The sequence below is a fragment of the Actinomadura parmotrematis genome, assembly GCF_019458805.1.
GTDB classification, from domain to species: Bacteria; Actinomycetota; Actinomycetes; order Streptosporangiales; family Streptosporangiaceae; genus Spirillospora; species Spirillospora parmotrematis.
Genome location: NZ_JAIBOA010000014.1, coordinates 139,363 through 162,390, shown reverse-complemented (window position 1 = coordinate 162,390; position 23,028 = coordinate 139,363). Strand labels below are relative to the sequence as shown.

The window sequence follows — 23,028 nt, the reverse complement described above, 5'->3', positions numbered from 1 at the left end:
TAGCACGCCGGCCCCACCGCAACCCCGGCCCGGAGTGCTCGTTCGCGCGAGGAACGAGACGTTGCGGTAGACGAGCTTCGCACGAACGAGCGCTCCGGCTCGCGGGGGGCTGGGAGCTGCGAAGCCCTCGCTTTGAGCTCAGACAACCGACATAATAGACAATCCAGCCATACGAGGACGGATTGGCCTTGTTGGCCTGCTCCGGCGGAGTCGGCTAAGCTTCGTCTAGCGCCGAGACTCGGAGAATAGTGAAGTCCCGACGAACATGTCCGTCTGGCTGTTCTCGCAAGGCTATCCGCGCCCGAATCTCGACAATGTCACCGATCCGCCATTTGCGTATTTCACTGAGTGGGAGCTCCTTGGGGCTCATCCGTACGGTTTCGCCCCCCTCGGCAAGCGTGACCTGCCAGGCCTGGGTGTCGCTCACGGTGTGTAGCGTCCCAACCTGTGTCTGCTCTTCAGCGTCGAGCCCTCTCCCGGCGACGAACTCCTTCATACGTTTGGCTGCCCGCGGAGTGATGTTCGCCCTGACTGTGGGAGCACCTGGCTCCGCCCAGCTCGCAGCTAGGGTGATGTCTGCGCGACTGATCACTCCGGCGAGATTCGTCAAGGTACTTCCCACACGCGGACCCAGCTCGCGCAGTGTGGTCGCCGTGCTGTCATCGATAGTCACGTGGCCCGCCTCGAAGGCTGCCAGCACATCGATCAACTTTTCGGATGCCCGGTCGGCGAGGGGCCGAGCATCTTGGATCAGCGACATGTTGCCGCCGGGCTCGGTCTCGTCGAGTGGCTGGCTCTGCGGTTCGATCGCCAAAACGATCGAGCCCGCCGAAGGCGCGGCGTTAAGGATGAGCGTCGTACGTTGGACGATGTCGGCGGGCAGGGTGCCTCGCAGCGCTTTTGCCCCCTTCTCCATCGCAGCGCCGACAGCGGATACGGCGCGCTGCCATCCCGTAGTGATCATGCCGACGTCGGTGAGTGCCGCCGAGTGCTGGTGAACCCCGGCGCCGCTCAAACACAGTGTTCCGCGTGAATGAGCTGCGCGCGGAGTGTCGGTTCGGCTGGCGATGAAGGCCTCTAGGGATCGACGACCCCACTCGTCCGGGTCGGTCGGCAGAGGGTTGATCGGCTCGGGAGCACGCTCCAGAAACCAGGCGAGGTCATGAGTAGCCATCGATGATCACCTCCAAGTAGCCGCGCCGTGGTATCGAGCTGAGCCGGTCGTTAGGATCCCTGATCCTGCTCCAGAAGTCGTCCCAGTAACCGCGCCTCTGCAAGTATCCCTCCGCCTGCGCCGTTGGGATAGGACCGGGGGTAGGTATCCACGGCAAGATGAACGAATCGATCCGCAGGTTGAACTCCTTCTTGAGGCGGTTCTCCAGGACCGCCCCAAGCAGGTTCAGGGCCTGCGGACTGTCGATGGCGGGGTTGGCGAGCCTTGTGGCGTCGATCACATAGACACAGTCAATGTCCCCAGGGTCTGGCTTGTCCGTGAAGAGGCTCCCTCCTAGCCAGCAGGCAGGGATCTCTCCGAGGACTTGGCGCAGGGCGGAGGTAAAGTTCTTCCAGTCGGCCCAGATCTGCTCGTGCGGTTCGCCCCGACCAGCGATGTATTGGGCCTCGGCCTCCTCGACTGTGCAAACCCACCGGCCGAGAGGGATGTGCCCATCGACCAAGTCTGGCGGACTCATTCCTGAAGGCATGTGCGAATCATCGCCTCCTTGACTGCTCGACGTTGGACAACGGCCACTTTGGGCCAAGACGGCGGTTCCGGCAACGAAGGGGCAAGCAAGGGGCATGCCTTGCGAAGCAGGACCTGGCGTAGGCGAGGAGGCATCGGCGAACGGCGCGGGCCGTGGCGGGCGGGACCGGGCTGGAGAGCCCGCAGCCCGCCCGCCGACGAGTTCGCGCGGCGGGCCGCGAAACGGGCTGCCCTTGATGATGTAGAGAAGTTCTCATTGGAGAGCTGGGCTGGGAGGCCTCGTCAGGGTGTCTCGTAGGGTGGCGGGCATGATCCGGGCTGTGGTGTTCGATGTGGGCGAGTGCCTCGTCAACGAGACGCGTGAGTATGGGACGTGGGCTGACTGGCTGGGGGTGCCTCGGCATACGTTCTCGGCGATGTTCGGTGCGGTGATCGCGCGGGGGCTGGACTACCGGGAGACGTTCCAGGTGTTCGCGCCGGGCTTCGATCTGACCGAGCAGCGGGACAAGCGCGCTGAGGTCGGGCAGCCGGAGACGTTCGGGGAAGAGGACCTGTATCCCGATGCGCGGCCGACGCTGGCGAAGCTGCGTGACGATGGCCTGTGGGTGGGCATCGCCGGGAATCAGACGGTGCGGGCCGGCGGGATCCTGCGGTCGCTGGACCTGCCTCATGACCTGATCGCGACCTCGGATGACTGGGGTGTGTCCAAGCCGGATCCGGGGTTCTTCCGCGCGGTGGTGGAGGCGGCGCCGTGTGAGGCGAGCGAGATCCTGTATGTGGGTGACCGGCTCGACAACGACGTTCGGCCGGCGGTGGAGGTCGGGTTGCTGACGGCGCTGATCCGGCGGGGGCCGTGGGGGATCATTCAGCAGGACGACCCGGAAGCCGACCGCGTTCCGACGATGCGGATTGATTCGCTGGCCGAGCTTCCGGGCCGTGTGGCTGAGTTCAACGCTGGAGCGCGCTGAGCGTCGTTTGCCAGCCGTATAGGCGGTCGTCGAGGCGCTGCACGCATTCGTGGTCGGACCAGCGCTGTAGGGATCGGCGGACTTCGTTGATCCGGTCCATGCCGGTGGCGTACCAGGTGACGGCCAACTGGTCGAGGGCCTGCTCGGCGTAGGCGCACGCCTCTTCGGGGTGGCCCTGGGCGACTTCGACGGCGGCCAGGTCGCCGAGAATGACCGAGCGCTGCTTGGCGTTGCTGTCGCCGAGCGCGCTGAGCACCTGCTGAAGGGTGGCCTTGGCCTGGGCTGGCTGGCCTGCCTTGAGCTGGGTGTTGCCCTTGAACGCGGCCAGGCTGACCGGCGAGAACCAGTTGAACCACTCGGGTGAGGCGTTCTCGTTGCCCTCGGCGAGAACGCTTTCGCCGTGGCTGATCAGCCGCAGCGCTTCGCGCGGGTGCCCGCACAGGGTTTCGCACTCGGCTTCGACGGCGTCCAGCCATGCCCAGAATTCGGCGGAGGCGGGGCCGCGGCGGGCATAGGTCCGGGCCGCGCGCATGCGCTCGGCCGCCTCGTCGCGCCGGTTGTCCCATCCGGGGATGAACGCGGCGTGTGCCAGGATCGCCGATCCCAGTAGCGGGTCATCGGCTTCCCCGGCGGCCTGGAGGGCGCGGACATAGGTCGCGTCGGCTTCCTCGGGCTGGCGCAGGTCGAAGAACTCGATGCGTCCCACGAGCAGGAGGGACTCGGCCAGTGCCGTTGCCAGGATCCGGCGGGGGACGCCGGTGGTCTCGGCCAGGAGCTGCGTGCCCAAGCGGGTGTGTTCCAGCACGGTCGGGTGGAGCTGGGCCGGCTGGACGCTGAAGTACAGACGACGGTGAGCGGCGTTGATGGCGGCGAAGTCCGCTCCGACCGTGGGCGGCTGCACTGCGGCGGCGGCCTTGGGCAGCGGGAGGGCTGCCCCGGGGACCTGGATCGGCGTAGAAGTGGGAGGGCTCATCGTGCCCGAAGTGGCGGGGGCTGCCTGGTCGCTCCACGGGGGTGTGAAGCCCAGCTGCTCCATAGGGAGTTGCAGGACGTGAGTCAGGAGCCGCTGATGGTCGGCGCGGGGCCAGGGCGGCGAAGCGGACTCCCATCGGCGTACCTGGCGGGCGCTCACCTGCATGTTGCGTAGCCCGATGGCGGGGGCGGCGGCGGTCAGAGCGTCGACGAATGCCTGCTGAGAGGCATAACCGGCGTGTTGCCGCGCTGCCTTGAGTCGCGCGTTGCCAGCCGTTCGGGGCATGAGATCGCACCTCCATACGTCGTTGCTCTCTGCTCTGACCTTAAACCGCATCCGGGCGCAAAGAGGTCATCAGACCGCCGTTCGAGGCTAATAAGGCCGCTAAACGTCCTCCAGAAGACCTCTTCAAGGCCTTCAAGTGGCCTTAACCACAGTCCATGCTGCTTCCATGAGCGATTCGGGTTCGCCTGTCAAGTGCCTTCGCTGCGGCGGACGGGGCTGGAAGTGGGTTTCTTCACGGCGGGGCCTGTTCCTGACGCGGCAGGGCTCGGGGCAGGGACCGGAACCGAAGCGCCAACCCTGTGACGCCTGTCGTGAGCCTCGGAAGGCCACGGCGGCGTGATGAGCTGCGGGGCCGGTGATGTGGTGTGGGTGGTTCTCGTGCGGCCCTTTCCCCGTTCGGGCTGTGCGGGGCGGACGGCCATGTCCCCGCGTCACTGGTCCCGCGTCCATGCCTGGCGGAGGGAGCGCGGGTGTGTGGTGGAGCGCTGAGGACGACGACCGCCGGTTGTTGGTCGAGCTGGGTGCGGCGTTGAGCAGGCTCGGCGCGCGGGTGCGTCCCCCGGACGACTTTCCCGGGCTGGCGGTCGCGGTGCGGCGGGACGGGCCGCGGTGGGCGTCGGCTTATGTGGTGATCGACGACCGGCGCATGTTCGCCTGGTGGCGGGCTGGTGGCTGGCACTCGGTGACCGATGTTCCGGGGGCGGCCTTGCGGTTGCTGGAGTTCCTCGCTCAGGACCTGCCTTACAGCGATGACGTGCGGGCGGGTGGGCGGCGATGACGGGCGTGGGCATCATTCCGGCCGGTCAGGTGGAGAGGGTCTGCCGGGAGATCGCGCGGCGGTATCCGGGGGTGAAGCCCTGGTACGGCACTCATACCGGGCATTGGTGGGCGCTGGTGTGGGGCGGGCGGTGGCGGCTGGTGGAGGCGCCGACGCCTGTGGAGCTGGCGCAGGTCATTGAGAGGGCGCGGGGTTGGCCGCGCGCGTCCGTCGGCTGATCCGGCCTGGCTAGGTCGATGACCTCTCCTAAGCAGCCGGACAAGGGGGCGTCGCCTGCGGCGCAGTATCGGTTGTGGCGGTCGGGCTTCTTCGCCGATACGCCCTGGGCGCCGGGCGGTGATGCGGAGTTCCATGGGCCGCATGTGGCGATGCGCCGGGCCGGCTTCGAAGTGGTTGAGTGGCGGGTGATCGGCGAACCTGATGCCCCGGTTCTTGGACCTGCTGAGCGGCTGCGGACGCTGGCGCACACCTGCGAATGCCGGGCGACGTTGTATGAGCTGTGCAGCCTGGGCGGGCACTACTTCATCCGCCGGACGGTGCGCGGGCCATCCGGCAACGAGGTTGCGGAGTCACCTCGGATCCGCCACGGCAAGGCCGTTGACCTGTGGTTCCGGCTGCTGCGTGGAGTCGCGCGGTAAACCCGGCTCTGCGCACGGGTACGTGACTCCAGGGAGGTGATTTCTCCTCCCTGCTGGCGTTACAGTCGCAGAGGATGCACTTATGCATACGAGCGGCGAAGTCGTCAGGCGGTCGAGATGTCGAGTTTGGAGTTCCAGCCCCCCAAGTACGCCCGGCTCGTACTTGAGATCCGGCGGCAGATCGAAGAAGGGGAGCTGCGGCCCGGCGATGCGCTGCCCTCTGAAACGCAGTTGATGCGAGAGTTCGCGGTCGGCCGCAGTACGGCCGTGCGAGCCTTGCAGATCCTCCAGCAGGACGGCTGGATCACGCGTGAGCATGGGCGCGGGTCGTTCGTGCGGGGACGTCCGGTGACCCGCGAACATCACACGCGTCCGGGGCTGGCGGTTCTCGAACAGTCGGATTCAGCCGGCCCCCTGTCGGTCGGCACGGTGGAAGCCCCAGGTCAGGTCGCGGCCCTGCTGAACCTGGATGCCGGTGAACGGGTCGTGATGCGGCGCTGGCTGAACGTTCGTGACGGCATCGCCTCTGATCTCGTGACCTGCTGGTTCCCGCCTGCTCTGGTTCAGGGGACCTATCTGGATCGCAATAAGCCGCTGCCCTCGGGCGTGCGGGAGCATCTGCGGACTGTCAAGGATCTGCGCTTGGACCACGTCACCGAGCGACTGTCGGCGCGCCTGGCCTCGGGCAGCGAAGCTGAGCTGCTGAAGCTCTCCACTTCGGATCCGGTGCTGTCCGTGCTGGCATCACTGCACGATGCGGCCGATACCCCGCGATTCGTCGTAGAGGTCGTCATGCCGGGCACTCTGCATGAGCTGGAAGACGTCTACGGCGTTCCCGACTGAGGGGTCATAGCGGCTGACCTGCGATTACATCCCCAACCTGACTGATGTGACTCAGGTCACAGTCTTGTTCACTTGTCCGGTCGAGTGTGCGACGTACTATCTAAGTAACAACTCGATCGGTTAAGTGGTCGGGTGAAACCGGAGGTGATCGCGCATGGCGATTCAGGGCAGAATCCCCGTCAGCTTCGGGGATGTGTTCCCGCACGGAGTGTTCGCGACGGGTCCGGCGGTGCCGCTGGAGAACTTCGAGACCAAGCGGCAGGAGACCGACAAGGACACCGGGCTCCCGGTGTGGGTGGTGGACGTCTACGACGCCGACCCCGAGGCGAGTCACAAGAACTCCGCGATTCGGATCAAGGTGGCCGCGCAGGTGTGCCCGGTGGTGCCGGAGCCGATGTTCGGGCCGTTCCGTCCGTGCGAGTTCGACGGGCTGACGGTGACGCCGTACGTGGAGGAGACCGGGACCGACCGCAATGGGCGGGTGCGGACGCGGGTGGCGTACTCGTGGCGGGCGCGTGGGGTCCGTCCGGCGAGTGGTCCGGGTAAGGCCGCCGCCCGCCCGGCCGCCTCCTCCTCGTCCGCCTCGTCGGCGTCGGGGCCGGCTAAGGACGCGGCGTGATGGCGGGGCGGCGGATGTCGGCGCTGACGCTGCCGATCGACGGTTACGCCTCCAGCGAGTTCCGGGCGTTCACGTCGCGTACCCCGCTGTTCTCGGTGGCGGCGGGCCGGGTCCTGGTCACCCTGACCTTGCCCGAGCGGCTGCACGCCGAAGACGTGGAGTTCGCGCGGAACCTGGCCGAGCAGGCGGCGGCGTACGCGGCCGAGGTGGAACGCATGTACCGCTCGGCCTCGGGCCGGCTGGGGAAGGGGCGTGCGGCGTGAGCGGCGGCACCTGGAGCATGCTGGGCATCCGCATCGGCGACGACGCGCGGATCGACTGCGCGGTCTACGCCCATGCGACGCCGATTCTGTCGATCAGCTCCAGCGGGGTGACCTTGCACCTGTCCCCGGAGGGGCGTCAGGACATCGACGCGAGCGACGTGGACAACGCGCGGGAGCTGCTGCGGGCGGTCACCACGTACGCGGCCGAGTGCGAGCGGCTGCACGCCGAGCAGAACACGGCCGACGAGCGGGACTGCGGGTCCGGGTCGGAGCGTGCGGCGTGATCGGCCTGGCGGTCCTGCTCCTGGTCCTGCTGACGGCTGCAGCGGTGGCCGGTCTGCGCTCCCTGTACCTCAATGCCCAGACGCGCCGTGACGTCCGGTGGGCTCACACGGTGGTGCGGTTCTGCGGCGACAGCGAATGCGGGGTGTGCCGGTCGCGGTGCCTGTCACGCGAGGTTCCCCGGCTGCCGGTTCCGGCTCGCGTCCGCGTCCCGGGCGGCTGATTCGAGGTGGGGCGGCTGGAGCTGGTATCTCCGGCCGCCCCGCGCATCTCTCCATCTCAAAGGTCCCTGAGTCAGAGAAGAGGCGTGCCCATCATGGCATGGGAGTTCCGCAAGACCGGCCCCGGTGAGAACGTCGCCGTCGAGGCCCAGACCGACCCGTTTGCCGCCCCCAAGTGGGCGCCTCCGGTGTGGCACATGCCGGAGTTCCTCGTCCTGGCCGTCAACGTCGTCCGCGTCCTGGTGCGCATCCTGGTCTTCCTGATCCGCAACATCGTCCCCGTGTCGATCGCCTCGGCGCTGGCCTGGCTGGGGCACTCCTTCGGCTGGCAGCTCCCGGCCGCCCTCGTCGTCCTGGCCCTGCTCGGCCTCGGCGCGTGGGCGGTCCTCGACCGGTCCTCGTTCGTGCGGTACGTCGGTCGTCCGGTCCGGGCGCGGTGGCGGCTGGTGCGCGTCTACCGGCGCGACTGGCAACCGGTGCTGACGACCGCTGGGCTGTCGCGGACGCACAAGCGGCGTGAGTACCTGCCTTCGATCGTGCGCGTGTGCTGCGGTCCGACGTGTGATCGGGTGCTGGTGCGGATGCTCAAAGGGCAGGCACCCGATGCCTGGGAGAAGGTGGCTCCCAACCTCGCGCACGGCTTCGGCGCGCAGCTCGTCCGCGTCCGCCAGGGCACCGCCTACCGGTGGGCGTGGCAGGACGGGGCACCGGTTCGCCGCCAGGTGCCCAAGCCCGGCCGGATCTGGCTGGAGTTCGTCCGCAAAGACGCCCTCGCCGTCCCCTTCCCGGCTCTGCCGCTACTGGAGGCTTCCGAGGTCGATCTACGCGGCGTGGTCATCGGCCGCCAGGAAGACGGTTCGCCGTGGCGGCTGCGGTTGCTCGGGACTCACGTTCTGATCGCGGGGGCGACGGGGGCCGGCAAGGGGTCGGTCATCTGGTCTACCGTGCGTGCGCTGCTGCCGCTGGTCCTGGCTGGGCTGGTGGAGGTGTGGGCGGTCGATCCCAAGCGGATGGAGCTGTCGTTCGGCCGGGCCCTGTTCGAACGCTATGGCCGGTACTCCGATGATCCGACCGGCGGCATGGTCAAGCTCCTGGAGGACGCGGCAACGGACATGAACGAGCGTGCCGCCGAGTTCGCCGGGGTCGTCCGCTCCTTCACCCCGTCGCACCGGCACCCGTTCCGGGTGGTAATCGTCGATGAGCTGGCGTTCCTGACCGCCTACTGCCCCGAACGCGACCTCAGGAAGCGCGCAGAGGCCGCGTTGGCGGTGCTCACCTCGCAGGGGCGTTCGGTGGGGTACTGCGTGATCGGCGCGCAGCAGGACGCCCGCAAAGAGGTCAACAACCTGCGCAACCTGTTCCCCGACCGCATCGCCCTCCGGCTGGACGAATCCGAACAGGTCGACATGGTCCTCGGCGACGGAGCCCGCGACCGGGGCGCGCTCGCTGACCAGATCTCACCGGTCCCCGCAATCGGCGCCGGGGTGGGGTTCGTGCGGCTGGAGACCTCCCCCGACCCGATCCGGGTCCGCGCCGCGTTCGTCGATGACCACGACATCCGCGCGATGGTCGCCCTCGCCGTGCCCGACGACTCCACCCCGGACGCCGCATGAGCACCCTCACCATTGCCGGGCAGTTGTCGACGGACGGCACCGCCGACCTTCCCCCGGCCGCCCCGGCCCCCGCTGAAGTCGCACGCATGGTCAAGACCATGCCGCCGCTGGCTCGTGGCGTCCTGGAAGCCGTGGCGGTCGAACAGGGCGTGTGCGTGCGGCCGGTCCCGATGCGCCGAACCGACCTGCACACCGGAGAAACCACCGTCGTCTACGTCCCCTGCGGCCACACCCTCGCCTCGGTCTGCCCGACCTGTGCCGAGCGCAAGCGCAAGCTCCGGGCCGTACAGTGCCGCCAGGGCTGGCACCTGGACACCGAACCGATCATCGAACGCGCCGCCCCTGACGCCGAGCAAGCCGCGCTCATGGAGTTGCGTGCCCAAGCTCAGGCCGAACGCGACCGTGCCGAGCAGCACGGAACCGCGCACGGAGAAGACGTCGAGTTCTGGGACGGTCTCCTGGCCCGCCTGGACGGCGAGATTGAAGGCTCCGGCGTGCGCGGGACGCTGAAGACCAGTGAGCAGAAGGCACGGCGTACCCGGTCCACCCGGCGGCGTCAGGATGTCGCGGACCTGCCCCGCCGGCCGGTCGATGCCCGCACGGTCGGCAAGGTCTACCGGGGCAAGGACGGCAAGACCTTCCGGCCCTCGCTGTTCCTCACCCTGACTCTGGACAGCTACGGCCGCGTGCGTGCGGACGGCACCCCGGTTGATCCGGACGGCTACGACTACGTTCGGGCGGCTCGCGATGCGCTGCACTTCTCCAAGCTGGTGGACCGATTCGTGCAGAACCTGCGCCGGTTCGTCGGCTACGACGTGCAGTACTTCGCCGCCGTCGAACCCCAACGCCGACTCGCCCCACACCTGCACATGGCCATCCGCGGGACCATCTCCCGCGCCGAGCTTCGCCAAGTAGTGGCCGCGACGTATCACCAGGTGTGGTGGCCTTCGACCGACCGCGTCGTCTACTCCGGCGAACACCTGCCCGTATGGGACGCCGCCGCGAGCGAGGAAGGCGGCTACGTCGATCCTGCTACTGGTGAGGTGCTGCCCACCTGGGACGAGGCTCTGGATGCCCTGGACCAGGACGAGAACGCCGAGCCACTGCACGTGGTGCGGTTCGGCCGTCAGATCGACGCTCAAGGCGTCATCGCCGACTCCCCGGATTCGCGGCGCTGCATCGGCTACCTGACCAAGTACCTGGTCAAAGGCGTCGCCGAATGCCACGAAGCCGAAACCGAAGCCCAACGACAGCATGTCGACCGGATGGCCGAGACGCTGCGCTACGAACCCTGCTCACCCACCTGCGCGAACTGGCTGCGCTACGGCATCCAGCCCAAGAACCCCTGCAAGGGCCTGACCCCGGGGTTCTGCAAGGGCAAAGCCCACCGCCGCCAACACCTGGGCTACGGCGGCCGGCGGGTCCTGGTCTCACGCAAATGGTCCGGCAAGACCCTCGCCGACCACAAAGCCGACCGCACGGCTTGGGCGCTAGCGCGGCTGGCTGAGGCCGGAATCCCGGTCAGCAACCCGGCGGATCCCACAGCCGCGCACGTCTGGGAACGCGCCGGACCCGGTGACCCCGACGTCAAGCCCGTCGAACACCGGCTCCTACTGCTGATCAACGAACGCGCGCAGCGACGCCAGCAACTCGACCAAGCCCAACAGACCCTCACCGAACTTTCGGCAACTCAGGAGGCAGCGTGAGCACCCGTCGCGATGAACTCTTGACCGTCGCTCAGGTCCTCGAAGAACTCGGGGGCGTGTCTGAGCGCACGTTCTACCGATGGCGCGAACTCGGGAAAGCTCCCGAAGCGCTCAGGCTGCCCAACAATGAGCTTCGCATCTGGCGGAGTGAGCTAATGCGCTGGCTCGGAAGCCTTCAGGAGGCGGCGTGAACACGTCGTACAAGGTCAAGCTCTGGGAGGTCCGCCCGAATCGGCGCAAGTCCAAGGACGGGAAGCCGGGGAAGGTCATCTCCTACACGGCTCGATGGGTGGTCGATGGGCGGGAGAAGTCCAAGACCTTCCAGCGTTCGGCGCAGGCTGCCAACTTCCTGTCCGACTTGAGGCAGGCAGCGAAGGCAGGCGAAGAGTTCGACGTGAACTCGGGCCTTCCGCTCTCCATGCTTCCAAGGGAAGCAGAGGAGAAGCCCGCCCGTACCTGGCTTGAGTTCTCCCTGGCCTACATCGACATGAAGTGGCCTGGAGTCGCTCCCAAGAGCCGCGACGGCCTTACGGACACGATCGCGACCGTTACCCCCGCCCTCGTGCGGGACGACGCTCCCGAAGCCCCGGACGCGGAAGTGCTCCGCAGGGCTCTACGGGGCTACTACCTGGCTCCGCAGGATCGTGACCGTCCTCGCCCTCCCGAGGTCGCTGAGGCGCTCTCATGGCTCATCAAAGCCTCTCTGGAGATGCCCGAGGTGGCGAAGGCTGCCAACGTCCGGGCCTCATTGAACGCCCTGTCACGCAAGCTGGACGGCAAATCGGCTGCCGCCTCCACCGTCACCCGCAAGCGGGCGGTGTTCTACAACGCCTTCGAGTACGCCGTTGAACTGGAGGAACCCGGTTTCGAGGGCAACCCTCTCGACAAGGTGAAGTGGACGCCACCCCAAGTGGCTGAAGAAGTAGACCCCCGTGTGGTGATCGGCCCTCGACACATGGACGAGTGCCTGACCGCCGTCACATACGTCGGCAAGCGTGGGCGGGGCCGCCGGCTGCGGGCCTTCTACGGCTGTCTGTACTACGCGATGCTTCGCCCCGCCGAAGCTGCGGCCCTGCACGAAGACGACTGCACGCTTCCCGAAACCGGCTGGGGTGAGTTCCTGATCGCAAGGACGCTCCCCGAGTCGGGCGCACGCTGGACGGACGACGGCTCCACTCACGCCGAACGCGGGCTCAAGTGGCGCGCTGTCGGTGCGGTTCGCAAGGTCTCGGTCCCTCCGGTCCTGGTGAAGATGATCAAAGAGCACATCGCGGAGTTCGGCACGGCTCCGGACGGGCGGATCTTCCAGACGGAACGGGGCGGTGTCGTCGGCTCGACCGCCTACGGCGACGTGTGGGCCGAAACCCGGCCGCTGGCGCTCACTCCGGCACAGGTCGCTTCCCTGCTGGCACGGCGGCCGTACGACCTGCGGCATGCGGGGGTGTCGCTGCGCCTGAACGCTGGTGTCCCGGCAACGGACGTGGCGGAGGAAGCAGGGCACAGCCTCAAAGTCCTCTTGGACATCTACGCGAAGTGCATCGAAGGGCAGAAGGGCCACACGCACAAGCGGATTGATGATGCGCTGGGCCACTGACCCGGCCTACGCTGACAGGGCTCCGGTTCACGCCGGGGCCCTTCGGCTTCCCTGGGCTGACCTGCGGAGACTCGCCCGGACTCATTCCGCGTATGTTCCGGGAGCAGTGGCAAACGGCTGCATCCGGTGGCGCCTGACTGCCTGGCAGCGATCTTGGAAACGCGAACGGCCTCTGACCGTTTGTGCTGGTCAGAGGCCGTTCCCACTGGTGTGGCGGGTGCAAGGTTCGAACTTGCGTAGGCTAAGCCGACGGATTTACAGTCCGCTCCCATTGGCCACTCGGGCAACCCGCCGTGGCATCGCTCGCGCGATGGCAGTACTGAGAATAGCGGAAGCCGGGAGCGGACGTGACATCCGGTCAGTCGTGGACGCGGAGGAGGACCGGCCAGGTCTGGGGGCCGACGATGCCGTCGGCGTCGACGCCGCCCCACTTCTGGACGGCCTTCACGGCCTTCTCGACGGTGGCGTCGAAGGGGCCCTCGACGGTCTTGACCTCCGGGTGGGAGCGGGCCAGCAGGAGGCCGCGGAGGGTCTGGACGTTCTCGCCGGTAGCGCCCTTCTTGAGCAGCGGCAGGTTCTTCACGAGGGTCTCCATCCAGGCGGACGCGCCGCCGTTGTCGGTGTACTGGGGGCGGCCGTAGCCGGCGATGACGGAGGCGCCGCGGACGCGGCGGCGGACGGCGTCGGAGGTGTTGCCCTCGATGGTCTGGACGCGGCCGTCGCCGAGGGCGACCTCGACGACGCCGACGTGGTCGATCGCGCCGACCGAGTTCGAGGCGTCCCAGTCGAAGAAGACGATGTCGCCGGGGCGTGCGGCGTTCACGCCGGCGGTGGTGCCGGCGTGCCAGCGGCCGGCCTTCTGGAAGTCCTGGGCGTGCCAGACGGTGTAGGCGCGGTCGCCGCCGGGCAGGACGGCGGCGGCGTTGCCGGAGGCGCGGGCCCAGTAGGTGACGGCCATGTCGCACCAGGACGCGGACAGGAACTCGCTGCCGTGGCGGGAGGCGTAGTCGCGGGTGATGTAGTTCGGGCGGCCGGACAGGCCGAGGGACTTGCGGGCCTCCACGAGCATCGCGGGGGCGGTCGCCTCGGTGTGGACGGAGTCGGGCCCGTAGAGCTCGTCGAGGACGGCGTCCTCGTCGGGCTCGGTGGCGCGGTGGACGGCGGGGTTCCGGTCCACCTCGTCGAGATGGGAGAGCTCTTCGGCGTCGGTCGGTTTCATCGGTTCCTCCGGGACGGTGGGGAGATGACCGTAGTCGCGGGATAGGCGCGGCCGGAGGGGTTTCATGTCCTTTCTCAGGCGGGACACACGCGCGGTCACGCGGCGCCGGACGGTGCTCGCTACGCTGGGGAGGCGGCCTGGACCCCGTCCGGTGTGCGTCCGGCCGCCTCTTGACGCAGGTGAAAAGGATGGGTGCCTGATGGCTGACGCCAGTTTCGACATCGTGAGCAAGCTCGACCGGCAGGAGGTCGACAACGCCCTGAACCAGGCCGTGAAGGAGGTCGGGACGCGGTTCGACTTCCGCAACGTCGACGCGGGCATCAAGTGGTCCGGCGAGACCATCGAGATCCAGGCGAACAGCGAGGAGCGCGCCAACGCGGTCCTGGACGTGTTCAAGGACAAGCTGATCAAGCGGAAGATCTCGCTGAAGGCGATCGACGCGGGCGAGCCCCGGCTGTCGGGCAAGATCTACAAGCTGGGCGTCACGCTGAAGGAGGGCATCTCCCAGGAGGACGCCAAGAAGATCGGCAAGATCGTCCGCGAGGAGGGGCCGAAGAACATCAAGGCCCAGGTCCAGGGGGACGAGCTGCGCGTGTCCGGCAAGAAGCGCGACGACCTGCAGGAGGTCATCGCGCTGCTGAAGGGCAAGGACCTCGACGTCGCGCTGCAGTTCGTGAACTACCGCTGATCCAGGCGTCGCGCGGCCGGGGCGCCGGGGGGTTGGTGACCCGGCCGCGCGACGGTCCGGACGGGCGCGCCGTTCCCTCCCCCGCAGAAGGGCGGGCGCGCACCGGCCCTCGTTATGACGCGCGGCGGGGGCGCCCGGTTCGGATCGGCGGGCGCCCTTTTCAGCGGCCGGCCATCCGCTCCAGGCGGGCGATGCGGTCGGCGGTCGGCGGGTGGGTGGAGAACAGCCGGCCGATGCCGCCGCCGCGGAACGGGTTGGAGATCATCAGGGCGCTGGTGGACGCCAGCTCGGGGTCCTGGGGCAGCGGCATCGCCTGCGTGCCGGCCTCGATCTTGCGGAGCGCGGCGGCGAGCGCGAGCGGGTCGCCGGTGAGCCGGGCGCCGGAGGCGTCGGCCTGGTACTCGCGGGTGCGGCTGATGGCCATCTGCACGACGGCGGCGGCGATCGGGCCGAGCACCAGCATGAGCAGGGCGCCGACGACGCCGGGGCCGTCGTCGTCGTCCTCCCGCCCGATCGGCAGGAAGATCGCCAGGTGGGACAGGTAGGTGATGACGGTCGCGATGGCGGCGGCGACCGAGGAGATGAGGATGTCGCGGTTGTAGACGTGCGACAGCTCGTGGCCGAGGACGGCGCGCAGCTCGCGCTCGTCGAGCATGCGGAGGATGCCGCGGGTGCAGCAGACGGCGGCGTTGCGCGGGTTGCGCCCGGTCGCGAAGGCGTTCGGCTGGAGCGTCTCGGAGACGTACAGGCGCGGCATCGGCTGCCGGGCGGACGTCGCCAGCTCCCGGACGGTGCGGTAGAGGCCGGGCGCCTCGACCTCGGAGATCGGGTGCGCGCGCATGGAGCGGAGCGCGATGCGGTCGCTGAGGAAGTAGGCGACGCCGTTGGTCCCGAGCGCGATGACCAGCGCGACGAGGAGGCCCGCCTCGCCGCCGAGGACGTAGCCGGCGGCGAGCATCAGGGCCGACAGCGCCCCGATGAGGGCCGCCGTCTTGACGCCGTTGAGCTGCACGGATCTCCTTACTCCCGCCCGGTCGAGGATCACTAGGTCCAACGGATCGGGCGGCGGGGGTGTTCCACCCGGTCAGCCTGCGGCGGCGACCGTCTGCAGCACGAGTTGCGGCGCGATCGACAGCACGATGGCGCCGCCGAACGCCGCCGCGATGGCGGCGCGCACCGGCAGGCCGGGCCGCGCCGCGTAGGCGGCGTCCGCGGTGCCCTCGGCGGGCACGGTGAACAGGCGGACGGCCCAGGCGAGGTAGTAGTACAGGCCGATGACGGTGTTGACCGCCATGACGACGGCGAGCCAGGTGACGTCGCCGGCGAGCGTCGCGCGGAACACCACGACCTTGGCGAACAGCCCCATGACGCCCGGCGGGAGCCCGGCGAGGCAGATGAGGAAGAAGGCGAGGGCGGCGGCGGTGCCGGGCGCGCGGCGGGCGAGGCCGGCGAAGTCGGCGAGGGTGTCGGCGTGCGGGGTCGCGGGGCCGCGGCGGCGGGCGCCGGTGAGGACGGCGAACGCGCCGAGGTTCATGACGGCGTACAGGGCGACGTAGGAGGCGGTCGCGGCGACGGCCTCGGGCAGGTGGTCGCGGCCGACGGCGAGGGGCGCCAGCATGTAGCCGGATTGTGCGACCGACGACCAGGCGAGCAGCCGGATCGCGGTGCGCTGCCGCAGCGCCATGAGGTTGCCGAGGGTCATGGTGACGGCGGCGAGGACGCCGGCGAGCGGCCCCCACACGTGCCCGTAGGCGGGGAAGCCGAGGGCGAGGACGACGGCGAGGCCGGCGAACCCGGCGGCCTTGGACACGACCGACAGGAACGCCGCGACGGGCAGCGGGGCGCCCTGGTAGACGTCGGGCGCCCAGAAGTGGAACGGCACGGCGGCGATCTTGAAGGCGAACCCGCCGAGGACGAGGACGATGCCGACGGCGGCGACCGGGTCCAGGTCGTCCGGGAGGGCGTCGAGGGCGGGCGCGATGCGGTCCAGGTGCAGGGCGCCGGTCGCGCCGTAGACGAGGCTGACGCCGAACAGCATGACCGCCGCCGAGACCACCGAGAACAGGAACAGCTTGAGCGCCGCCTCGGACGCCGCGCCGTCGTAGCGGCGCAGCCCGACGAGCGCGAACACCGGCAGCGACAGCGTCTCCAGCGCGGCGACGAGCAGCACGAGGTCGCGGGCGGCGACGAGGGTGACGGCGCCGATGACGGCGGCGAGCAGCAGGAAGTGGTACTCGCCGGCCGGGACGTCGGCGTCGGCGATCTCCTGCGCGGACAGCAGCACCACCACGATCGCGCCGATCAGCACGACGGCCTGGAACAGCAGCGTGAACCGGTCGGCGACGTAGGAGCAGGACGCCGGGCCGCCGCCGCGCAGCCCGCCGGGCAGGCAGAACGTGGCGCGGCGGTCGCCGGCGGCGAGCACGAGGACGGCGGCGAGCGCGGCGGCGAGCGACCCGGCCGACGCCCAGGCGAGCGCGCGGCGCGGCAGCCCGAACGCGTCGGCGAGCAGGACCGCGAGCGCGGCGGCGGCGAGGATCAGCGGCGGCGCGACGGCCGCGTAGTCGATGTGCTGGATCATCAGCCGCCTCCGAGGAGCGCCCGCACCGGCGCGGTGGTCACGTCCAGCAACGTCTTCGGCCAGAGGCCGACCAGCAGGGTGAGCGCGATCAGCGGCGCCCACGCGGCGTACTCGTACGCCGAGACCGCGGCGCCGCCGCCCGGCCCGGCCCGGCCCGCCGGCCGGCCGTGGGTGAGGCGGGCCAGCAGCCGCAGGAAGTAGGCGGCGGTGAGCACGGCGCCCGCCGCGCCGACCGCCGTGAACGCCAGGAACACGCCGCGCGGCAGGCCGCCGCCGGGCCGGTAGGCGCCGAGCAGCGCGAGCATCTCGCCCCAGAACCCGGCGAGGCCGGGCAGGCCGAGGCTCGCGACGCACGCGAACGTCAGCAGCGCCGCGAGGCGCGGCGCCGAGGCCAGCAGGCCGCCGCCGAGCTCGTCCAGGTCGCCGGTGCCGTAGCGGTCCTTGACCGCGCCGGCGAGGAAGAACAGCAGGCCGGTGATGAGGCCGTGCGCGATGTTGCCGAACAGGGCCGCGTTGACGCCGACGGGGGTGAGGGTGGCGATGCCGAGCAGCACGAACCCCATGTGCCCGACCGACGAGTAGGCGATCATCCGCTTGAGGTCGCGCTGCGCGAGGCAGGCGAGCGCCCCGTAGACGATGCCGACGACGGCGAGCAGGCCGAGCCAGGGCGCCCAGAACTCCGCGCCCGCCGGGGCGGCGGGCAGCGCGACCCGGACCAGGCCGTAGGTGCCCATCTTCAGCAGGACGCCGGCGAGCAGCACCGACCCGACGGTCGGCGCCTCGGTGTGCGCGTCCGGCAGCCAGGTGTGCAGCGGCCACATCGGCGCCTTGATCGCGAAGCCGAGGCCCATCAGCGCGAACGCGGTGAGCTGGACGCCGCGCGGCACCCCGGCGCCGTGCGTGCGGGCGAGCTGGGTGAGGTCGAGCGTCCCGGCGTTGACGGCGACGAGCAGCATCCCGGCGAGCAGCAGGCCCGAGCCGAGCAGCGTGTAGAGGATGAACTTGGTCGCCGCCGCGCGCCGCGCCGCGCCGCCCCAGATCGCGATGATCGCGTACATCGGGATCAGCACGACCTCGAAGAACACGAAGAACACGATCATGTCGAGGGCGGTGAAGGTGCCGAGCAGCCCGACCTCCAGGACGAGCACCAGCGCGACCAGCAGCCGGACGCTCCGCCCGTCCCCCGGCGGGTGCTTCACCGTGTACAGCAGGCAGAGGAAGGTGAGCAGCGCGGTCAGCACGACGAGCGGCAGCGAGATGCCGTCGGCGCCGAGGTGCAGCCGCAGCCCGATGGACGGCGCCCACGCCCGGTCCACCTCCAGCTGCATCCGCGCGGGGTCGCCGAAGTCGAACGCGGTGAGCGCCGACAGCGCGACGAGCAGCGTCGCGCCGGACACGCCGACGCCGAAGCGGCGGACCGCGTCGTCGCCCGGCAGGAACGCGGGGACGAGCAGCGCGAGCGCGCCGAGCAGCGGCAGCGCCATCATCAGCAGGAAGATCACGAGAAGACCACCACCAGGGCCGCGATGACGACGACTCCGGTGAGCACGCCGGTGAGGTAGACCTGCGGATCGCCCTCGCGGGGCAGCCGCAGGCGGCCCGCGGTCCGCCGCGCGGCGCGGGCGGTCCCGACGACCAGGGCGTCGATGCCGCGCCCGTCGAACGCCGCGACGAACCGCGACGCCGCGAAGACGGGGCGGACGATGAGCAGGTGGTAGGCGGCGTCCACGCCGAACCCGTCCAGCAGGACGAACCGGACGCGCCCGAGCGCGCGCGCGGGATCGGCCGCCGGATCGCGATTCCACAGCAAATATGCGGCGGCGGCGCCGGCGAGCAGCAGGACGAGTCCGAGCAGCGCCGACCCGACGTGCGGGCGCAGCTCCTCCTTGCCGAGTCCGGCGAAGCCGAGGAGCGCTGCGGGCACGGCCAGGACCGCGACCGTCCACGACATCAGCTTGGGCGCCTCGACGGGGTCGCCCTCCCCCCGGTACTCGCCGAAGAACGTCATCAGCCAAGCGCGCGCGGCGTAGGCGGCGGTGAGCGCCACCGTCAGCAGCAGCCCGATGTAGATGATCCAGGCGATGCCCGGCGAGATGAGGGGGTGCAGGTCAGAGAACGCGACATTCGGACCGCCCGCCGTCTCCGCCGTGAATTCCCTGTACTTGGCGGGCAGCTCGTCGCCGTGGAGGGCGGCGTGCTGGGCGGCCTCGATGACGGCGTCCTTGGAGAACCAGCCGGACGTCAGCGGGACGCCCGCGAGGGCGGCGAAGCCGACCGTCATCGACCAGAACGTGACCGGCATGCGGCGGCGCAGGCCGCCGTACTGGCGGAGCATGTTCGAGCCGGCGGCGAGGATGACGCAGCCCGCCGCCAGGAACAGCAGCGCCTTGAACGCGGCGTGCGTCAGCAGGTGGAACAGCGCGGCGTCGCGGGCGCCGACGGCGAGGCCGGCGGCCATGACGGCGAGCTGGCTGATCGTGGAGTAGGCGAGGACGCGCTTCAGGTCGTCCTGGGCGAGCGCGGCGAGCGCGGCGCCGACCATGGAGACCACCGCGAGGAGGCCGAGCACCGCGAGCGGCAGGGCGTCCAGCGCGAACACCCCGTACAGGCGGGCGACGAAGTAGATCCCGGCGGCGACCATGGTGGCGGCGTGGATCAGGGCGCTGATCGGCGTCGGGCCCGCCATGGCGTCCGGGAGCCAGGTGTGCAGCGGGAACTGGGCGCTCTTGCCCGCGACGCCCGCGAGCAGCAGCAGCGCCGCGACGACGAGCGTGGTGTGCGGCAGGTGCGGCGCGGCGGCGAGGACGCCGCGGATGTCGAACGTGCGCGCGGACGCGCCGAGCACGAGGATGCCGAGCAGGAAGCCGGCGTCGCCGACGCGCGTCACCAGGAACGCCTTGACGGCGGCGCGCGAGTTCGCGCGGTCCTCCCAGTGGTGGCCGATCAGGAAGTACGAGCAGACGCCCATGACCTCCCAGCCGGTGTACAGCACGATGAGGTCGCGCGAGTAGACGACCAGCAGCATCGCCGCGGTGAACAGGGACACGAACGCCGCGTAGGAGGAGTAGCGCGGGTCCTTGGCCAGGTAGGCGACCGAGTAGAGCTGGACGGCGAGCGCGACGCAGCACACCATCAGGCCGGTGACGGCGGCGAGGTCGTCCACCTGGAGCCCGACGCGGACGGGCACGGCGCCCGTCGGGATCACCGCGAGGGTGCCGGTGCGGGCACCGCGGGCGCTCCACGAGGCGGCCGCGACGATCGCCGCGAGGACGAGGGCCGCCGCGACCGGCAGGCAGGCGAGGAGCGCGGGGCCGTTGCGGAGCGGCGAGTGCTCGGCGAGGACGGCGCTCTCGCGCCACGACCGCTTCGGCGCGCGCGGGCCGCCGCCCTCCACCGGCTGCACGCCCTCGACGGGCTCGACGCCGCTCGCGGGCTCGACCGGGCGCCCGGCGCCGTCCGCGCCGTCGGGGAGGGGGACGAGGACGAGGGTGACGTCGTCCGGCCCCGCCTCGGCGGCGGGCTCCGCGGCCGGTTCGGCGGCCGGCTCGGGAGTCACGGGGGACGCGGTGCGGGGGCGGGGGCGGAGCGCGCGCGACAGCCGCGGCCCGCCGAGCATGCCGGCGACGGCCGCGAGGAACGGCAGCAGGATCGTCACCGCGGCGAGGGCGGTCATGGGGCGCCCTCCGGCACCTTCGGGGCCTCCTCCGGGGAGGCGGCGGGCGGCGGGTCCTCGGCGAGGTCGCGGAGCGCGTCGACGTCGACGGTCGCGCGGTTGCGGTAGACCATCAGCACGATCGCGAGGCCGAGGCCGACCTCGGCGGCGGCGATGACGATGGTGAACAGGGTGAGGACCTGGCCGCCGTGCAGCCGGTCGCGCCACCACACGTCGAAGGCGACCAGGTTCAGGTTGACGGCGTTCAGCATCAGCTCGACCGACATCAGCACGAGGATCGCGTTGCGGCGGGCGAGCACGCCGTAGACGCCGACCGCGAACAGCAGCGACGCCACGACGGCGGGGTAGACGATGTGCATCAGCCGCCCTCCTCCCCCGCGCGCCCGTCGCGCCCGGCCCGGCCGCCGACGTCGGTGCGCGACAGCACGATCGCGCCGACGAGGGCGGCGAGCAGCAGCACCGACAGCACCTCGAACGGCAGCACCCAGGTGCGGAACACGCTCGCGCCGAGCGCCTCGGCGCTGCCGCCGCCCGCCTCCACCGGCTTGCGCGCGGAGCCGAAGCCCATGACGGTCACGGTGACGAGGACGGCGGCGGTGCCGAGCGCGACGGCGAGCGCCGCCCACCGGTTGCCCGAGTCCAGGTCGGCGGACGCGCCGATCGGCGCCCGCGTCAGCATGATCCCGAACAGCAGCAGCACGACGACCGCGCCGACGTAGATGAGCACCTGCACCCAGGCGACGAACTCGGCGGTCAGCACCAGGTAGCTTCCGGCGAGGGCGCCGAGCGACACGACGAGCCAGAGCGCGGCGTGCACGAGCTGCCGCGTCGTCACCACGAGCACCCCGGCGCCGACGGCGACGGCGCCGAGGAGCAGCAGGACGAGGTCCTGGCCGGTCATGCGCTCCCCCCGCCCGGCCGCCGCGCGGCGCGCGCCGCCGCCTTCTCCGCCGCCGCGATCTCCTTGGGCGGCTCGCCGGACGCGTCGGGCGCCTGCGGCGGCGGGACCGTCCACATCCACTCGCGGAGCCGCTCCTTCTCGTGGGTCAGCTCGTTGACGTCGTACTCGGCGTACTCGAACTCCGGCGTCCAGAACAGCGCGTCGAACGGGCAGACCTCGATGCAGATGCCGCAGTACATGCAGAGCGCGAAGTCGATCGCGAACCGGTCCAGCACGTTGCGGGTGCGGGCCCGGCCGCCGCCCTCGGCGGGCAGCGTCTCCTTGTGCGAGTCGATGTAGATGCACCAGTCCGGGCACTCGCGGGCGCAGAGCATGCAGACCGTGCAGTTCTCCTCCAGCAGCGCGATCACCCCCCGGCTGCGCGGTGCCAGGTCAGGGGGCACCTCGGGGTACTGGCGCGTGACAGAGCGCCGGGTCATCGTCCGCAACGTGACGGCCAGCCCCTTGGCCAGCCCGCCTCCTGGTAGCCGTCCCACGGCGCCCATGATTCCGTACGGGACGGGGCCGGGGGAACGCGCCGGGGCCTCCGGACGTCTGACAGGGTGTGGGCTGCGTCTCGGCCGGCCCATCCCGCGGCGAGCCGGGAGGCGAGGTGCTGCCCATGGACTACGACACCGACGGCCCTTTCAGGCCCGGTCCCTACCCGCCCGGCCGCCCGCCGGGCCCGCCCCCGCGGCCGCCCCGGCCGCCCTACCACCGCCCGCCCGTCCAGCCCGGCTGGGCGGGGGGCTACCGGTCCCCCCACCAGCCGCCCTACCCGCCGCCGCCCCAGCTCCCGCCGCTGCCGCGGGACGCGCCGGAGGGCATCCTGTGGGCGTTCGTGCCGCTGCTGACGTTCGGCTACGGCACGCCGTTCTCGTTCGCCTACGCCGCCTTCCGGCGCCGGTCGCGCACGATGGCCGCGACGGCCGCCGGGTACGGGGTCGCCACGCTCGGCGCGATGATGCTGATGGGCGTCGGCGGGGTGGTGGCGCCGGCCCTCGGCGTCCTCATGATGATGATGCTGTGGGTGCTCGGGGCCGGGCACGCGTTCGCCGTCCGGTCGTCGGTGTTCCCGCGCCTCACGCCGCGCAACGCCTCCAACGAGCAGGCGATCCGGATGGCCCGCTACCGCAAGGTGCTGCGCGACGAGGCGCGCGAGCTCGCCGCGGGCGACCCGGCGCTCGCGCACGAGCTCCGCATCGGCCGCCCCGACCTGCCGCGCACCTACGACGACGGCGGCCTGATCGACGCCAACCACGCGCCGGCGCACGTCCTCGCCCGGCTGCCGGGCGTGACGCCCGCGCTCGTCGACCGCCTCGTCCGCCACCGCGACGAGCACGGCGGGTTCATCTCCGCCGAGGAGCTGGCCGTCGACATCGACGTCCCGCCGGCCCTGCTGCCCGCCATCGCCGAATACACGATCTTCATGCCGTGAGGCG

At 70.5% G+C, this 23,028-nt stretch carries 24 protein-coding genes and 1 tRNA gene; 13 read left to right on the top strand and 12 right to left on the bottom strand.

Features of this window, described 5'->3' with window-relative positions; translation table 11 throughout:
• Positions 1–214 precede the first annotated feature (214 nt).
• Together K1Y72_RS22245 and K1Y72_RS22240 are read right to left on the bottom strand one after the other, a co-directional pair.
• Positions 215–1,174, bottom strand: a complete 960-nt coding sequence (locus K1Y72_RS22245) for a hypothetical protein (protein WP_220168342.1) — start codon at positions 1,172–1,174, stop codon at positions 215–217.
• On the bottom strand, positions 1,161–1,676 hold the full coding sequence (locus K1Y72_RS22240) for a DUF6932 family protein (RefSeq protein ID WP_220168341.1): 516 nt from the start codon (positions 1,674–1,676) through the stop codon (positions 1,161–1,163). The genes K1Y72_RS22245 and K1Y72_RS22240 overlap by 14 nt, the downstream gene beginning before the upstream one ends.
• A gap of 334 nt (positions 1,677–2,010) precedes the next feature.
• Here K1Y72_RS22240 and K1Y72_RS22235 point away from each other — a divergent pair, with 334 nt between their 5' ends.
• Positions 2,011–2,670, top strand: coding sequence for an HAD family hydrolase (locus K1Y72_RS22235; RefSeq protein ID WP_220168340.1), 660 nt, complete (start codon positions 2,011–2,013; stop codon positions 2,668–2,670).
• Here K1Y72_RS22235 and K1Y72_RS22230 read toward each other — a convergent pair.
• On the bottom strand, positions 2,651–3,928 hold the full coding sequence (locus tag K1Y72_RS22230; RefSeq protein ID WP_258573243.1) for an NsdA family TPR-like regulatory protein: 1,278 nt from the start codon (positions 3,926–3,928) through the stop codon (positions 2,651–2,653). The genes K1Y72_RS22235 and K1Y72_RS22230 overlap by 20 nt on opposite strands.
• Before the next feature lie 472 nt (positions 3,929–4,400).
• Here K1Y72_RS22230 and K1Y72_RS22225 point away from each other — a divergent pair, with 472 nt between their 5' ends.
• From K1Y72_RS22225 to K1Y72_RS22180, 10 genes are all read left to right on the top strand, one after another.
• The gene (locus K1Y72_RS22225; protein WP_220168339.1) at positions 4,401–4,706 is read left to right on the top strand and encodes a hypothetical protein; all 306 of its coding nucleotides are present in this window, start codon (positions 4,401–4,403) and stop codon (positions 4,704–4,706) included.
• A gap of 236 nt (positions 4,707–4,942) precedes the next feature.
• Positions 4,943–5,344: a hypothetical protein gene (locus K1Y72_RS22220; protein ID WP_220168338.1), complete on the top strand. Its 402-nt coding sequence runs from the start codon at positions 4,943–4,945 to the stop codon at positions 5,342–5,344.
• 117 nt (positions 5,345–5,461) lie between these two features.
• Positions 5,462–6,187, top strand: a complete 726-nt coding sequence (locus tag K1Y72_RS22215) for a GntR family transcriptional regulator (RefSeq protein ID WP_220168337.1) — start codon at positions 5,462–5,464, stop codon at positions 6,185–6,187.
• Positions 6,188–6,341: 154 nt separating this feature from the next.
• Positions 6,342–6,806, top strand: coding sequence for a plasmid replication, integration and excision activator (locus K1Y72_RS22210; RefSeq protein ID WP_220168336.1), 465 nt, complete (start codon positions 6,342–6,344; stop codon positions 6,804–6,806).
• Positions 6,803–7,069, top strand: a complete 267-nt coding sequence (locus tag K1Y72_RS22205; RefSeq protein ID WP_220168335.1) for a hypothetical protein — start codon at positions 6,803–6,805, stop codon at positions 7,067–7,069. The genes K1Y72_RS22210 and K1Y72_RS22205 overlap by 4 nt, the downstream gene beginning before the upstream one ends.
• The gene (locus K1Y72_RS22200; RefSeq protein ID WP_220168334.1) at positions 7,066–7,353 is read left to right on the top strand and encodes a hypothetical protein; all 288 of its coding nucleotides are present in this window, start codon (positions 7,066–7,068) and stop codon (positions 7,351–7,353) included. The genes K1Y72_RS22205 and K1Y72_RS22200 overlap by 4 nt, the downstream gene beginning before the upstream one ends.
• A 314-nt stretch (positions 7,354–7,667) precedes the next feature.
• Positions 7,668–9,185 carry an FtsK/SpoIIIE domain-containing protein gene (locus K1Y72_RS22195; RefSeq protein ID WP_258573240.1) on the top strand — a complete coding sequence of 506 codons (1,518 nt, stop codon included), beginning with the start codon at positions 7,668–7,670 and terminating at the stop codon, positions 9,183–9,185.
• Positions 9,186–9,271: 86 nt separating this feature from the next.
• Positions 9,272–10,891, top strand: coding sequence for a replication initiator (locus tag K1Y72_RS22190; protein ID WP_220168413.1), 1,620 nt, complete (start codon positions 9,272–9,274; stop codon positions 10,889–10,891).
• A complete protein-coding gene (locus tag K1Y72_RS22185; protein WP_220168333.1) occupies positions 10,888–11,082 on the top strand; it encodes a helix-turn-helix transcriptional regulator in 195 nt (64 codons plus the stop codon). The genes K1Y72_RS22190 and K1Y72_RS22185 overlap by 4 nt, the downstream gene beginning before the upstream one ends.
• Positions 11,079–12,485 (top strand): site-specific integrase, encoded by a 1,407-nt coding sequence (locus tag K1Y72_RS22180; protein ID WP_220168332.1) that lies wholly within the window; start codon positions 11,079–11,081, stop codon positions 12,483–12,485. The genes K1Y72_RS22185 and K1Y72_RS22180 overlap by 4 nt, the downstream gene beginning before the upstream one ends.
• A 211-nt stretch (positions 12,486–12,696) precedes the next feature.
• Here the strand turns inward: K1Y72_RS22180 and K1Y72_RS22175 are convergent.
• Both K1Y72_RS22175 and K1Y72_RS22170 read right to left on the bottom strand, forming a co-directional pair.
• A tRNA-Tyr gene (locus K1Y72_RS22175) sits at positions 12,697–12,778 on the bottom strand.
• Positions 12,779–12,843: 65 nt separating this feature from the next.
• Positions 12,844–13,704, bottom strand: a complete 861-nt coding sequence (locus tag K1Y72_RS22170; protein WP_220168331.1) for a CHAP domain-containing protein — start codon at positions 13,702–13,704, stop codon at positions 12,844–12,846.
• Between the two features lie 199 nt (positions 13,705–13,903).
• Here K1Y72_RS22170 and K1Y72_RS22165 point away from each other — a divergent pair, with 199 nt between their 5' ends.
• The gene (locus K1Y72_RS22165; protein WP_220168330.1) at positions 13,904–14,392 is read left to right on the top strand and encodes a YajQ family cyclic di-GMP-binding protein; all 489 of its coding nucleotides are present in this window, start codon (positions 13,904–13,906) and stop codon (positions 14,390–14,392) included.
• A 160-nt stretch (positions 14,393–14,552) separates the two neighbouring features.
• On the opposite strand, the gene htpX is transcribed toward K1Y72_RS22165, so the two are convergent.
• The 7 genes from htpX to K1Y72_RS22130 all read right to left on the bottom strand — a co-directional run bounded on the left by htpX (position 14,553) and on the right by K1Y72_RS22130 (position 22,026).
• Positions 14,553–15,404, bottom strand: a complete 852-nt coding sequence (htpX, locus tag K1Y72_RS22160) for a zinc metalloprotease HtpX (protein WP_220168329.1) — start codon at positions 15,402–15,404, stop codon at positions 14,553–14,555.
• Between the two features lie 72 nt (positions 15,405–15,476).
• Entirely contained in the window at positions 15,477–16,973 is a 1,497-nt protein-coding gene (locus K1Y72_RS22155) for an NADH-quinone oxidoreductase subunit N (protein ID WP_220168328.1), read from the bottom strand.
• Positions 16,973–18,475: a complex I subunit 4 family protein gene (locus K1Y72_RS22150; protein WP_308287180.1), complete on the bottom strand. Its 1,503-nt coding sequence runs from the start codon at positions 18,473–18,475 to the stop codon at positions 16,973–16,975. The genes K1Y72_RS22155 and K1Y72_RS22150 overlap by 1 nt, the downstream gene beginning before the upstream one ends.
• Complete coding sequence (locus tag K1Y72_RS22145) at positions 18,472–20,646, bottom strand: NADH-quinone oxidoreductase subunit 5 family protein (protein WP_220168327.1); 2,175 nt, start codon at positions 20,644–20,646, stop codon at positions 18,472–18,474. The genes K1Y72_RS22150 and K1Y72_RS22145 overlap by 4 nt, the downstream gene beginning before the upstream one ends.
• On the bottom strand, positions 20,643–21,005 hold the full coding sequence (nuoK, locus tag K1Y72_RS22140) for an NADH-quinone oxidoreductase subunit NuoK (protein ID WP_220168326.1): 363 nt from the start codon (positions 21,003–21,005) through the stop codon (positions 20,643–20,645). The genes K1Y72_RS22145 and nuoK overlap by 4 nt, the downstream gene beginning before the upstream one ends.
• Entirely contained in the window at positions 21,005–21,547 is a 543-nt protein-coding gene (locus K1Y72_RS22135; RefSeq protein ID WP_220168325.1) for an NADH-quinone oxidoreductase subunit J family protein, read from the bottom strand. The genes nuoK and K1Y72_RS22135 overlap by 1 nt, the downstream gene beginning before the upstream one ends.
• Entirely contained in the window at positions 21,544–22,026 is a 483-nt protein-coding gene (locus tag K1Y72_RS22130) for a NuoI/complex I 23 kDa subunit family protein (RefSeq protein ID WP_220168324.1), read from the bottom strand. Before K1Y72_RS22130 ends, K1Y72_RS22135 begins: the two co-directional genes overlap by 4 nt.
• A 182-nt stretch (positions 22,027–22,208) precedes the next feature.
• Here K1Y72_RS22130 and K1Y72_RS22125 point away from each other — a divergent pair, with 182 nt between their 5' ends.
• A complete protein-coding gene (locus K1Y72_RS22125; RefSeq protein ID WP_220168323.1) occupies positions 22,209–23,024 on the top strand; it encodes a ComEA family DNA-binding protein in 816 nt (271 codons plus the stop codon).
• Positions 23,025–23,028 lie beyond the last annotated feature (4 nt).